This is a genomic window from Propionibacterium sp., from assembly GCF_047719395.1.
GTDB lineage: Bacteria > Actinomycetota > Actinomycetes > Propionibacteriales > Propionibacteriaceae > Propionibacterium.
The window spans coordinates 1-12,819 of record NZ_JBDNTB010000011.1; the positions used below are offsets into that span (position 1 = coordinate 1).

The 12,819-nt window shown below is 67.1% G+C and carries 10 protein-coding genes; 5 read left to right on the plus strand and 5 right to left on the minus strand.

Going from position 1 to position 12,819, the window contains the following annotated elements; genetic code table 11:
• Positions 1–129 precede the first annotated feature (129 nt).
• Complete coding sequence (locus ABF648_RS03070; protein WP_415630827.1) at positions 130–2,214, plus strand: GH92 family glycosyl hydrolase; 2,085 nt, start codon at positions 130–132, stop codon at positions 2,212–2,214.
• A gap of 39 nt (positions 2,215–2,253) precedes the next feature.
• Here the strand turns inward: ABF648_RS03070 and ABF648_RS03075 are convergent, their stop codons facing one another.
• Positions 2,254–3,195 (minus strand): aldo/keto reductase, encoded by a 942-nt coding sequence (locus tag ABF648_RS03075; protein WP_415630828.1) that lies wholly within the window; start codon positions 3,193–3,195, stop codon positions 2,254–2,256.
• Positions 3,196–3,394: 199 nt separating this feature from the next.
• On the opposite strand from ABF648_RS03075, the gene ABF648_RS03080 reads away from it, so the two are divergent.
• Complete coding sequence (locus tag ABF648_RS03080) at positions 3,395–3,958, plus strand: TetR/AcrR family transcriptional regulator C-terminal domain-containing protein (protein ID WP_415630829.1); 564 nt, start codon at positions 3,395–3,397, stop codon at positions 3,956–3,958.
• Between the two features lie 126 nt (positions 3,959–4,084).
• Here the strand turns inward: ABF648_RS03080 and ABF648_RS03085 are convergent, their stop codons facing one another.
• Both ABF648_RS03085 and ABF648_RS03090 read right to left on the minus strand, forming a co-directional pair.
• Positions 4,085–4,888 carry a decaprenylphospho-beta-D-erythro-pentofuranosid-2-ulose 2-reductase gene (locus ABF648_RS03085; protein ID WP_415630830.1) on the minus strand — a complete coding sequence of 268 codons (804 nt, stop codon included), beginning with the start codon at positions 4,886–4,888 and terminating at the stop codon, positions 4,085–4,087.
• Positions 4,885–7,848: a bifunctional [glutamine synthetase] adenylyltransferase/[glutamine synthetase]-adenylyl-L-tyrosine phosphorylase gene (locus tag ABF648_RS03090; RefSeq protein WP_415630831.1), complete on the minus strand. Its 2,964-nt coding sequence runs from the start codon at positions 7,846–7,848 to the stop codon at positions 4,885–4,887. Before ABF648_RS03090 ends, ABF648_RS03085 begins: the two co-directional genes overlap by 4 nt.
• A 148-nt stretch (positions 7,849–7,996) precedes the next feature.
• On the opposite strand from ABF648_RS03090, the gene ABF648_RS03095 reads away from it, so the two are divergent.
• Positions 7,997–8,737, plus strand: coding sequence for a sterol carrier family protein (locus tag ABF648_RS03095; RefSeq protein WP_415630832.1), 741 nt, complete (start codon positions 7,997–7,999; stop codon positions 8,735–8,737).
• Positions 8,738–8,800: 63 nt separating this feature from the next.
• Here the strand turns inward: ABF648_RS03095 and ABF648_RS03100 are convergent, their stop codons facing one another.
• Positions 8,801–10,135 carry a glutamine synthetase family protein gene (locus tag ABF648_RS03100; protein ID WP_415630833.1) on the minus strand — a complete coding sequence of 445 codons (1,335 nt, stop codon included), beginning with the start codon at positions 10,133–10,135 and terminating at the stop codon, positions 8,801–8,803.
• 217 nt (positions 10,136–10,352) lie between these two features.
• On the opposite strand from ABF648_RS03100, the gene ABF648_RS03105 reads away from it, so the two are divergent.
• Together ABF648_RS03105 and map are read left to right on the plus strand one after the other, a co-directional pair.
• Positions 10,353–11,222 carry a DUF2510 domain-containing protein gene (locus ABF648_RS03105; protein WP_415630834.1) on the plus strand — a complete coding sequence of 290 codons (870 nt, stop codon included), beginning with the start codon at positions 10,353–10,355 and terminating at the stop codon, positions 11,220–11,222.
• A 47-nt stretch (positions 11,223–11,269) separates the two neighbouring features.
• Positions 11,270–12,178 carry a type I methionyl aminopeptidase gene (map, locus tag ABF648_RS03110; RefSeq protein WP_415630835.1) on the plus strand — a complete coding sequence of 303 codons (909 nt, stop codon included), beginning with the start codon at positions 11,270–11,272 and terminating at the stop codon, positions 12,176–12,178.
• Between the two features lie 66 nt (positions 12,179–12,244).
• Here map and ABF648_RS03115 read toward each other — a convergent pair whose 3' ends face one another.
• Complete coding sequence (locus ABF648_RS03115; protein WP_415630836.1) at positions 12,245–12,742, minus strand: hypothetical protein; 498 nt, start codon at positions 12,740–12,742, stop codon at positions 12,245–12,247.
• Positions 12,743–12,819: the final 77 nt, after the last annotated feature.

Genomic DNA, 12,819 nt, shown 5'->3' on the forward strand with positions numbered 1-12,819 from the left:
CGCCAGCCCCCCCGGGGGCCCGGGGCACGGGCGCGCCGCGGGGCCCTCCCCCGGGCGGCGGGCCGCGCCCCCCCCCGGCGCCGGCGCCCGGGGCCCCACACCCCGTGGGGTCAGCGGCTGATCCGCAGGATGAGCCGTCCCCACAAGCAGGCGGGCGTAGTGCGGCTCCGCGAAGGCCAACGCCTGGAGATCAAGGCCGCGATGAGCTGCATCTCCGTCGAGCAGGCGCACCACTTGCTCGACCTGGAGGTGGGTCAGCACGATTTCGACACGGTGTGGCAGGAGTCCCATGCGCTGTGGGCAGATCTGCTCGGCAAGCTGGAGATCGATGGCGGGCCGGCCTGGCTGCGTGAGGTGGCGTGGAGCAGTCTCGCCCGGTTGATGGCCTGGCCGCGGACCCACAGCGAGAACACCGGCAGCGTCGAGGACCCGCACCCGATGTACGCCTCGCCCTTCCGCCCCCGTGTGCACCCGGACACCCTCGCGCACACCGGTTGCCAGGTGGTCGAGGGCGAACTGTGCGTCGACAACGGCTACTGGGACACCTACCGCACCGCCTGGCCGGCCTACCACCTGCTCTTCCCCGAGCGCGCCGGCAAGATGCTCGACGGCATCCTCCAGCAGTACCGCGACTCGGGCTGGATGAGCCGATGGAGCGCACCGGGGCACATCGACTGCATGGTGGGCACCAGCTCGGACACCATCTTCGCCGACGCCTCGGTGCAGGGCATCGCCTTCGACGAGCTCACCGGTTACGAGTCGGCGGTCAAGAACGCCACGGTGCCGTCGGCAAGCCCGCTGACCGGCCGCAAGGCCATTGCTCGTGGGCGATTCACCGGCTGGATCGACACCGATGAGATCGAGGGTTACAGCTGGACGGTCGACAACGCCAACTGCGATGCCTCCCTGGCGCTGTGGTCGCAGCGGCTGGCCGAGCGCGCCGGGGAACTGGGCGTGCCCGAACGAACCCCTGAGTTCGTGGCGAATGCCCGCTACTTCACCAATCGCAGTCTGGTGAGCGAGGCGATGTACGACGCACGGATCGGATTCAGCCAGGGCAGGAAGCCCGATGGCAGCTTCCGGGTCGACCCTGAGCGCTTCGATCCGCTGATCTGGGGCACCGACTACACCGAGACCTCGGCCTGGGGAATGGCCTTCGCCACCGTGCAGAACGGCGCCGGACTGGCCCGTTCGATGGGCGGCGAGGCGGCGCTCGGCGAGAAACTGGACGCGGCCTATCGGGTATCCGACCCGGCGTCGCGGCGCACCTCCGGGGCATACCCCGAGGTCACCCACGAGATGGGCGAGGCCCGCGCGGTGCGGATGGGCCAGGTGGCGGTGTCGAACCAACCCGCCCACCACACCGCGTACATGTATCTGCATGCCGGGCGTCCCTGGGCCACGCAGTGGGCCACCCGCGAGATCGCCGGGCGGCTCTGGGCGGGCAGTGAGATCGGGCAGGGCTATCCCGGCGACGAGGACAACGGCGAGATGAGCGCCTGGCAGCTGTTCACCTGCTTCGGGCTGTATCCATTGCAGCCCGGCAGCGGCGAGTTCGTTCTCAGCGCGCCGATCTTCCCGACGGTTCGCTGGCATCGTGACGACGGCACCACCCTGGAGATCGTGGCGCACGATGTGGAGCACCGCTACATCCAGCGCGTCGAGATCAATGGGCAGGACTGGAATCAGGTGAGCGTGCCGGTGGACCTGCTCCATCGCGATTGCCGCATCGAATTCTGGATGGGCGCCCAGCCGAGCAACTGGGGCTCGGACAGCAGGCCGATGTCGATGAGCACCCTGGACGGCGAGACTCGCAGTTGGCAGCCGGATCGCAGCGCCGACGCCGCCGTGTCGCTTTCCATGTCACCACTGTCCACATCAGAGGGTGTGGCGACGGACACACCCTTGTTGCGGCAGCTGGTGGACGATCGCGGCGAGCACGACATCGAGCTGCCCGCCGGATGCCGCCTGGAATTGCGGTGGACGCAGCCCTTCCAGGCCTCGCATCTCACCCTCACCACCCAGGCCGACGCACCGCAGCGGTGGACGCTGGAGGTGCTGGCCGGCGGGGTCTGGGCGCCACTGGATGTCGCCCCCGTCACACCGCGCTGGCAGGGGCAGACGATCCCCTATTTGCTGGGTGACCGGCTCATCTCGGGTGTGCGGCTACGCATCGAGGATTCCCTGTTGGTGCGTCAGATCGAGGTGTACTGAGCACTCGAGGCACGCTGGGCAGCCGAGGCGTGGTGGGAATCAGACCGGATCGGGCTGGGAGACCTCGTCCAGGCGATGCACCTCGTCGGCTGTCAGTTCCACAATTGCCGAGGCCAGCAGATCGTGCACCTGCGCGGAGCGTGAGGCGGACGCGATGGGCGCGACGACGGCAGGACGTTCCCGTAGCCATGCCAGTGCCGTCGTGGCGATGGAGGCCTTGTGATCCTTGCCGATCTCCTCGAGCGTGTCGATGATCCGCAGGCCCTGAGGTGTGGCGTACCGGGCGGCACCCTGTGCGCGCGGGGAATCCCCCGCAGTATCCGCGGAGCGGTACTTTCCGGTGAGGAAACCCGAAGCCAGCGCGTAGTAGGGCACCAGCGAGATGTCGTACTCCTGGGCCAGCGGCACGATGGCGGACTCCGGGTCCCGGTGCACAAGGTTGTAGTGCGGCTGAATCGCCACGGGGAGCGCAGCCGACGCCCGGTGGGCGAACCCCAGCCACTCATGGATGCGAGCGGCCGAATAGTTCGACACTCCGACGTGGCGCACCAGACCATCGCTCACCAGATTCGCGAAGGCATTGACCGTTTCGCCCAACAGCACCGACGGATCGTCGAAGTGCGCGTAGTAGAGGTCGATGTGATCCACCCCGAGCCGCTTCAGCGAGGCTTCCGCGGCGGAGCGGACATTGTTCGCCGACAGCCCCTGGAAGTCCGGGTGCTGGGACACTTTCGTGGCGATGACCACATTGCTGGGTTTGCGCGAGGCAAGCCACTGACCGATGATCTCCTCTGACTCGCCGCCATGGTTGCCGGGCACCCATGAGCTGTACGAGTCCGCAGTGTCGATGAAGTTTCCTCCACCGGCCACGAAGGCGTCCAGAATCTCGAAGGAGGCATCCCGGTCTGCCGTCCAGCCGAAGACATTGCCGCCGAGCGCGAGGGGGAACACGTCAAGGTCGCTGTTACCGATTCGAGTCATCCTGCTTCTTTCTCCAGGGGTGCCGCACACGGATCGTCTCTCGGTGCGCGCTGGGAACACGGGCTGTCATTGGTGACAACCATGCTCCTCGCGCAGGCATTCCGTGCTTCCGGCACGGGATCCGACGCACAGTGCGGTCGCCAGCAGGGGCCGCCCGGGGCCGTGACGGGCACTCGCCGCCCGGAATTAGGCTGGTCTCGTGGCACTGAGCAGGCAGGACGTCATCGACGCAGCGCTCGGCATCCTCGACGAGTACGGCCTGGCCGATCTCACCATGCGCCGGCTGGCCGACAATCTCCAGGTGCAGGCCAGCGCCCTGTACTGGCACGTCAAGAACAAGCAGAGCCTGCTCGCCGAACTCGTGCGCTGCATCCTCGACGATCTCCCGGAGCCGTCTGGCCCCTGGCGCACCGGCATTGCCTCCTGGGCAGCCCAACTGCGCGAGCGCCTAATGCGGCACCGCGATTCCGCCGACCTGGTCGCGTCGATGCGGGCACTGGGCCTGGCCGCCACCGATCTGGACGACGGCCCCGCTGCCCTGCTCCGAACCGCCGGATTGTCCGAGCAGCAGGCTTCACTCGCCTCCCAGACGCTGGTGCATCTGGTACTGGGGCATGTCTACGAGGAGCAGCAGCGCGTCCAGCTGGCACCGCTCACCGGCGCCGACGCCGATGAGGAGGCTGCGCGCGCCGCCGGACAGGACTTCGATGGCGGAGTGCAGATCCTGCTCGCCGGCATCGCGTCGTCGTTCGCGACCGTGTAGGCGTTGCGTACCAACACATCCGGATGCCAGCACATCCGGGTGCCCGGCTCCCGTGGACTCGGCGGGTGGCTGGTTCGGCCTGGGGCGTGGCCAGTCAGCGCACCCACCGGCGCAGAGGGCAGAAACTCACCAGGGGAGATGACGAGCCACGGAGTCGGGAATCAGCTTGTAGACGGCCATGATCGGGCCGAAGATCAGGGGCGCACGAACCAACGTGCGACCGGCCCGGTCCGCCTGGACGATGCGGCCGGCCAGCTGCTCGGGAGTGATCGCCAGGGCCGCACTGCGCCCCTGGGTCATCGTCGAATGGACGAAACCGGGCCTCACCACCAGCACACGGATACCCTCCGGGGCCAGGGCCTCACCAAGACCCCGGTAGAAGCCGTCCATGCCCGCCTTGGATGAGCCGTAGGCGAAGTTGGACCGGCGCACCCGCTCGGCCGCCACCGAGCTGATCGCAATGATCCGGCCCTGACGCCCGGAAGCAGCGGCCTGCCGGCGCAGTCGCTGCGCTACCAGCACGCCCAAGCTCACGGGTGCAGTCGTGTTCACCTCGAAGAGCTGGACAGCGGCCGACTGGTCCTTCCAGGCCTGTTCGGGATCACCGAGCACTCCCAGCGCCATGATCACCAGATCCACCGGTGCTGTGAAGGCCTGTTCCACTGCCGCCGGGTGACCAGCTGTGTCGCAGGCATCCAGAGCCACGACGCGCACATCGCTGGCACCCGCGGCACGCAGCCGGGCCCGAGCAGCGGGCAGGCGTGCAGCCCCGGGCCGGGCCACCAGCACCACAGGTGCCGCCTGCCCGGCCAGCAACTCGGCGACCAGGGCCACACCGAGGTCGCTGGTGCCACCCACGAGCACGATCGCCCCGGGCTGCCCGTCATCGCGGTTCTCCGCAGCGAACCGGGGATTCGGTTCCGGGCTCATCGCTCCGACTCCCAGAAGATGCGCTCCACAACGCCCGTTGCGTGCCGGGTGGTGCGTCCGTAGTCCTCCAGCAGCGCGGACGACTCGGATTTTCCGTAACCCATCAGCATGGCCACGGCCCCCATGGCTCGCGATCCCATCGGCAGCTGCTCGCTGGGACGCCCGCGCACCAGCATCGTTGCATTGCGCAGGCGGCCGGCCATGTGCCATGCGGCGCGCAGCGTCTCGGCATCCTCGGCGGTGATCAGATCCTCCGCTTCGCAGCCGTCCAGTACCGCCATGGTGGACTGGGAGCGCAGCGCGGGCAGCTGCCCGGCATGGCGCAGCTGGAGAAGCTGGACGGTCCACTGCACATCGGACAGGCCGCCGGGCCCGAGCTTGAGGTTGCGGTGCGGGTCCGCACCGCGCTCGATGCGCTCGGCCTCGATCCTGGCCTTCATCCGCCGGATCTCAGACACTTGGCCGGGGGTGATGCCAGCCGGCGGCCAGCGCACGGCTGCGACACCTGCCAGCAGCTCCCCGACCAGCTCGCGATCCCCTGCCCCGAAGTCGGCCCGCAACAGGGCCTGGTGCTCCCAGGTCTCCGACCACCGCCGGTAGTAGGCCAGGAAGCTCGACACCGTGCGCACCATGGGGCCGTCATGGCCCTCAGGGCGAAGACCCGGATCCACCTTGAGCGGCGGCTCGGGGCCCGGGGATCCGAGCATCGACCTCAGCCGGGTCACGACCGCATTGGCCCTGGCGATCTGCCGAGAATCCGTTTCATCGGGCACCACGAACATCGCATCGATGTCGGAGGAATAGCCCAGCTCCGCACCTCCCCAGCTGCCCATCGCCACCACCCCGATGGGCGGCACATCACCGGGCTGCTCCCGCACCGCGATGGTCAGAGCCGCCTCCACCGTGGCATCGGCCAGATCACTGAGACCCTGACCCAGCGCATCGACATCCAGGCGCCCCAGAACATCGGCGAAGGCCAGACGCAACAGCTCGCGCCGCCGCAGGACGCGCACCGCGAACACAGCCTCTTCGGCCTGCTCGTGGCGGCGAACGACCGTCAGCATCAACTGCACCAGATCATCGCGACCGCGAAGTGACAGCTCCTTCTCGTCTGCCAGCATCTGGATGGACACCGGGTCATGCCCGATCATCGAGATGACATATCGGCTGGTGGACAGGATGTGGGCGAGCAGCTCAGCCATCTGCCCCTCGTCGCGCAGCGCATGCAGGTACCAGGGGGTGGAGCCCATCTCCTCCGACAACCGGCGGAAACTCATCAGGCCCAGATCGGGATCCGGCCCGGTCGCGAACCACCCCAGCATGGCCGGCAGCAACTGCCGCTGGATCTCCACGGCCCGGCTGGAACCAGTGGTGAGCACCTCGATGTGCTGGAGGGCAGCGGAGGCATCGGAGAAACCGAGCGCCTTGAGGCGATCCTTCGCCGCCTGGGGAGAGAGCCTCAGCGCCTCCTCCGGAAGCCTGCTGACCGTGAGGAGCAGCGGGGAGTAGAACACTCGCTGCTGCCTCGTGCCGACCTCCAGCGCGGTGCGCCGCCAGCGCTTCCACAGCGTGGTGCCATCGGCGAGACCAAGAGACCGGGCGATGTGCTCCCGGTCCATCCCCGCAGGAGGCAGCAGGTGACTGCGGCGCAGATGTTGCAGCTGGATGCGGTGCTCCAGACAGCGCTCGAAACGATAGGCGGCATCCAGCGCCGCCGCATCGGCCCGGCCGACGTAGCCGTGCTCGGCGAGCGCGTGGAGCGACACGAGAGTGCCGCGGTGGCGCAGCCGCTCATCGATACGGCCATGCACGAGCTGGAGCATCTGCACGCTGAACTCGACATCGCGCAGGCCACCCGCGCTGAGCTTGACCTCCCGGTCGCTGTCGGCCGCGGGGATGAGCTCGATGACCCTGTGCCGCATCGCCTGCATCTCGGTCATGAAATTCTCCCGGCCTCCGACCTGCCACACGAGGGGCCCGACGATCTCGGTGAATCCCCTGGTGAGCTCGGGGTCGCCCGCCATCGGCCGGGCCTTGAGCATGGCCTGGAACTCCCAGTTCTTCGCCCACTTCTCGTAATAGGCACGATGACCGGCCAGGCTGCGGACAAGTGGGCCGGCATTGCCCTCGGGCCGCAGCGCGGCGTCCACCTGCCAGATGGTGCCGCATCCGGAGTGGGCCGAGCAGATCCGCATGGTGGCTGCGGCGAGCCTGTTGGCGATGATGAGAGCCTCCGCGGTGCCGCCTTGCGGGCTGGCCGGCTCGCCGATGAAGAGCACATCGATGTCGGAGAGATAGTTCAGTTCCTGGGCGCCGCACTTGCCGAGCGCAATGATGCCGAGCCTGACGAGCTCGGAATTGGCCACCTGGGAGCGGGCGATGGCCAGCGCACAGATCATCACGGCATCGGCCAGGTCGGCCAGCTCGGCGGCGATGTCATCGACGATGGCGCTGGGATCATCGCAGGAAAGATCCCGGGCCGCGATCCGCACCAGGTGCCGCTTGTTGGCAAGCCTCAGCCGATCCGCCGCATCCGGTTCATGCGCAACAGCACTGGCAAGCCGCTGAAAGCCGGCTGTGGCGAGCTTTCCGAGGCCCACACTGGCGAGCAGGTCGTCACGGATCCGCGCCGCGCTCCAGCGTTCCGGCTCGGGACGCAGCACCTGCAGGTCGACCGGATGGATCACCAGGTGCCGCGCCAGGGCACGGCTGAAGCCGAGCACAGCGGTGACCCGGATGCGCCAGCCCTTGTCGTCCAGGATCCTGGCGAGCAGCTCCTCATCACCGGCGGCGAGATCGGTGAGCGCTTCGAGAGCCTGGTTTGGATCGGCAGTGGCTCCCATCGCGGCCACCAGACCATCGGCAGAACCGGGTAGCGTGGCCACGAGGGACGCCGCTCGATTCGCGTCGGCGAAGCCCCGGCGGGCCAGGTCTCCCTCCGCTGTCGACCGCTCGCGCATTGCCCTCCCCATTGTGCTGACTGCTGCCTGACCACGGTTCGACGCCGCGAGGGGCATAATTTCTGGAACCAGGACAGAGTTAATCCCATGGTCACCCAAGGGCAACCAGTTGACAACCCGCAGCGACCATGGTGAAGGAATGACGAGTATGGCGGAGCGAACCCAATTGGCTGTCCAGCATCTTGCCCAGACCCTTGCCGATCAGTTCCCCATCCTGCTGGATGCCGCCGGCGCCACGAGCAGGTGGGCTCTGGCTGAACTCATCAATCTGTGCGAGGAGTTGATCGCCGCCCTCGACGAGCCCACCCAGACCACTCCCGATTCATTGGCCCGCTTTGCCACGAACCGCGACATGGACGTTCTGGCGCACAATCAGACCATCCGCTCGATCATCGGGACTGAGAGCCCCCGGACGCTGCGCAACCAGGCTGCGAATGCCACCTCGCAGGCCATCGCAGCGCTCGCACGCCCCAGCCTTCCCCCAGCGGTCAACACGCCGGTGGGACCGGTTCGCACCTCCGATCTGCTGCGCGCACTCACCATCGAGGCGTCCCTGCTCGCCGACCATTGCCGGGCCAGCCTCGATCCGCCGGGCACCGCACAGTGCACGCGCGCCCTGGCGTCCATCCTCGGCGAGCGCTTTCCCGGTCGCACCATCGAGGTGCGGGTGCCGCCCTACACCGCGGTGCAGCTGGCATCGCTGACGGCAGGCCCGCAGCACCACCGCGGGACACCGCCCAATGTCGTTGAAATGGACACCCGCACCTTCTGGGAATTGTGCACCGGGGTGCTCAGCTGGGACGGCGCGCGCGAGGCTCACCGGCTGCGCGTCTCGGGCGTGCATGCCGGCGACGTTGCGACGATGCTTCCGGTCGTGCATCGCCGCTGACTGGCGTCATGCCTGCCAACGGCGCCTTCACCGGGAAGTGCGGGCCAGGCGCTCCTCGGCCCCTCACAGGCTGAGCAGATGCCCCTTCAACTCGAAGGGGGTCACCTGACGGCGGTACTCGTCGAACTCCGCGCGCTTGTTGCGCAGGAAGTACTCGTAGACATGATCGCCGAGCGTCTCGGCCACCAGCTCGCTGGACTCCATGGCGCCGATCGCCTCACCGAGGGAACGCGGCAGGGGCTGGATACCGAGCGTGCTGCGTTCCCGGTCAGTCAGGGACGACACATCCTCCTCGGCGCCCTCGGGCAGTTCGAGCTCGCGGCTGATGCCGTCCAGCCCGGCATTGAGCAGCAGCGCATAGGCGAGATAGGGGTTGCAGGCCGAATCGAGGGCCCGGTACTCCACCCGGGCGCTGGAGGACTTGTTGGGCTTGAACAGCGGCACGCGCACCAGGGCGGAGCGGTTGTTGCGGCCCCAGCAGACATAGGTGGGGGCCTCGCCCTTGCCCATCAGCCGCTTGTAGGAGTTGACCCACTGGTTGGTCACCGCGGTGATTTCCCGGGCGTGCGCCAGCAGGCCCGCCACGAAATGCCGGCCCACCTTGGACAGCCTGACCTCGTCGGTGGCGTCGTAGAAGGCATTGCGGTCGCCCTCGAACAGGCTCATGTGGGTGTGCATGCCTGAGCCAGGCTCGTCACTGAAGGGCTTGGGCATGAAGGAGGCCACGATGCCCTGCGAGGCGGCGATCTCGCGCACCACCACCCGGAAGGTCATGATGTTGTCGGCCATCGACAGGGCATCTGCATATCGCAGGTCGATCTCGTGCTGGCCAGGGCCGCTCTCGTGGTGGCTGAACTCCACCGAGATACCCATCTTCTCCAGCATCATCACGGTGTCGCGCCGGAAATCGGTGCCGTCGTCCATGGTGGTGTGATCGAAGTAACCCGCGGTGTCCAGCGGAACCGGCGGTTCCCCGGCCACCAAGGGGCCCTTGAAGAGGAAGAACTCGATCTCCGGGTGGCAGTAGAAGGTGAAACCCATGTCGGCCGCCTTGCCCAGGGCCCTCTTGAGGACCTGCCGCGGATCTGCCGGAGCCGGTGATCCGTCGGGCAGTGAGATGTCGCAGAACATCCTTGCGGTGCTCACCTGGGTGCGCCAGGGCAGCATCTGGAAGCTGGTGGGATCGGGTCTGGCCAGCATGTCTGCCTCGTAGACGCGCGTATAGCCCTCGATCGCGGAACCGTCGAAGCCGGTGCCCTCCGCGAATGCCCCGTCGAGTTCAGCCGGAGCCATCGCCACGGACTTGAGGAAACCCTGGACATCGGTGAACCAGAGCCTGATGAATCGGATGTTGCGCTCTTCAACTGCCCTCAGGACATACTCGGTTTGGCGATCCATGCCCCCAGTCTGCCAGCGCCACGGCTCCCGAGTGGTCTGGCCTGCCGGGCAGGCGGGATAAACTCATTCCCAGCCCCCATCCGGTCCCTCGCCCCTTCTGGTCTGGCGGCCGTTCAGCCGCAGCGCCACAGAACATGCAGCCCTGGCCGCATGCCCTATCGGATGCCGAATTCGAATGACCATCCCAGGCGCCGGAACACCGACGAGGAAGGCAAGCATGCCCACCGCTGGCTGGTATCCCGATCCCACAGGCGAGCCCGGCCGTTACCGCTACTGGGACGGCCATTCCTGGACCGATGCCACCACAGTCGATCCCGCCACGACGCCCGCACCGGCGCCCATGGCCGCACGGGGCGATGGGCGCCACTGGGGGCCGATCGCCGTCATCGCGACAGTCGTCGTCGCGGTGGCGGTGGTTCTCTTCCTGGTCTTCGTCCCCGGCCAGTCCTCCTTCCGCGATGCTCCCGTGGACACGAACACCTCGCGTCCCACCGGTTCGCAGTGGGACGAGACGAGCACCCCCACGCCCAGCCCATCGGCCAACCAGTCGCTCGAACGCTGCCCCGTCACCAAGGTGAACACCACCACACCCCAGACCAACTCGAATGTGCTTCGCGGCGGTGGCCTGGAAGTGCCCAAGATCAAGGGCTGGCAGAACGACTCCTTCTACCTCGACTGGATCTCCGACATGCAGACCGCAACCGACCAGGTCTATCCGGGCTGGATCGCCAACCAATCGGTCGGTGCGCTCAACACGGTCGACGGATTCACCGACATCCGCACCTCCGCCCACCAGACCATGGACTGCTTCGCCAGCTCCGGCTACTACATCGGCTACACCGGACGGAAGGTTCTGGTCGACCAGCAGTACTCGGTGGACGGGCACCAGGCCTGGCACATGCAGGCCGATGTCTACGTCACCTTGTCCAGCCTTCCGCAGGTGAAGGGCGATGTGGTGGACATCATCGTCGTGGACATCGGGAACAGTGACCATCTCGGGATCTTCCTGTCCAGCGTGAACATCGGCGACCAGTCCCGGATGTCCAAGATGCAGTCGGCCATCTCCGGCCTCGAGGTCGTGGGCTGAGGCTCTGCACTCGGGCGACACGAACAATCGGTCCTACACTGGCCGTCGTGACTGCCGTGAAGCCCTATCCCCAGACCGCCATGCGAGATGTTCCCGGAAGCATCGTGCGTCCGCCCTATGTCGGGGTGATGGAGTCGGAGGTCTACACCGGTTCCGATGTTCAGGATCCCGAGATCATCGAGAAGATGCGCATCGCCGGCCGGATCGCCGCGGACGCGATCTTGGTGACCGCCAAAGAGATCGCCCCCGGGGTGACCACCGACCATCTCGACGCAGTCGCCCACGAATTCATGTGCGACCACCATGCATGGCCGGCCTGCCTGGACTACCGGGGCTTCCCGAAGAGCATCTGCACCTCGGTCAACGAGGTGATCTGCCATGGCATCCCCGACCAGCGCCCGCTTGAGGACGGCGAAATCGTCAAGCTCGATGTCACCACGTACATCGATGGCGTGCACGGGGACAACTGCGCCACCTATTTCGTCGGAGATGTCGACAAGGACGCCCGCAAGCTCACCGAAGTGACCCGCGATTCCATGTATCGCGGGATCAAGGTCTGCAAGCCCGGACGACCGGTGTCGGTCATCGGCCGGGTCATCGAGAAGTACGCCAAGCGCTTCCGCTACGGAGTGGTGCGCGAGTACACCGGCCATGGCTGCCATACCGCCTTCCACTCCGGTCTGGTCATCCTGCACTACGACGAGCCGCGCCTGAACACGATCATGCAGCCCGGTATGACCTTCACCGTCGAGCCGATGCTCACCCTCGGCAGCGCACGCACCGAGCAGTGGGACGACGGCTGGACCGTGGTCACCCGGGATCGTTCGCGGTGCGCCCAGTTCGAGCAGACCCTCGTGGTCACCGAGACAGGCACCGAGATTCTCACCGTGCCGAGCAGTGGAAAGCTGATCCAGGGCGGCGATCCCTCCCTGATCGATCTGTCCTCGATTCACTGAAGCCGGGTCACTGACGCCAGCTTCCTGAAGACGTGACGCCGAGGCGTCCTCCGCGAAGCGGATCGCTCAACGGCCTCCACCCCGGGTGATCGGCACACCGAAGAACTGGGCATCGAGACACCGCCCGATCGTCACCAGGGCGGGAACCCAGGTGACGGCATCCAGGTTGAACAGGAAGGGCAGGGCGTCACCGCGCGCCATGCCCACAGGATTGAGCAGCGCAATCAACCCCAGCACCATGACGATCCTGCTGAACGGGCGCCGTGCCGGCACCCCGCAGGCCAGTTCGCTGATCCGCCACAGCGGCACGGCGACCATGAGTTGCCACAGGCCCAGCTTGCGCATGCCATTCCAGATCATCCGCCCGAGCATCTGGCCGGTGTTCATGTTCTGCCGGATCCCGTTGCCCATCGACCAGTCGACCCACCACGAGACCAAGATGGTGGCCCTCGCGGACGCGAGGACCGAGGTGAACAACAGAGCCGCGAAGGCAATCGCCAGAATCCAGAAGAAGACGGCAATCGCAGAGCTGGCAATGGTGCCGGCGACAGTGCTGGCAGTCACTGGACGGCCGTTTCGAATGGGCGCACCACCGGTGGACACGCACCCATGCTGCCACACACCGAAGAACCGTTCGGGTG

Excerpts from the sequence above, each read along its gene's own strand:
- ABF648_RS03075 (WP_415630828.1), bottom strand. The coding sequence starts at position 3,195 with ATGACTCGAATCGGTAACAGCGACCTTGACGTGTTCCCCCTCGCGCTC.
- ABF648_RS03105 (WP_415630834.1), top strand. The coding sequence starts at position 10,353 with ATGCCCACCGCTGGCTGGTATCCCGATCCCACAGGCGAGCCCGGCCGT.
- ABF648_RS03085 (WP_415630830.1), bottom strand. The coding sequence starts at position 4,888 with ATGAGCCCGGAACCGAATCCCCGGTTCGCTGCGGAGAACCGCGATGAC.
- ABF648_RS03070 (WP_415630827.1), top strand. The coding sequence starts at position 130 with ATGAGCCGTCCCCACAAGCAGGCGGGCGTAGTGCGGCTCCGCGAAGGC.
- ABF648_RS03090 (WP_415630831.1), bottom strand. The coding sequence starts at position 7,848 with ATGCGCGAGCGGTCGACAGCGGAGGGAGACCTGGCCCGCCGGGGCTTC.
- ABF648_RS03100 (WP_415630833.1), bottom strand. The coding sequence starts at position 10,135 with ATGGATCGCCAAACCGAGTATGTCCTGAGGGCAGTTGAAGAGCGCAAC.
- ABF648_RS03095 (WP_415630832.1), top strand. The coding sequence starts at position 7,997 with ATGGCGGAGCGAACCCAATTGGCTGTCCAGCATCTTGCCCAGACCCTT.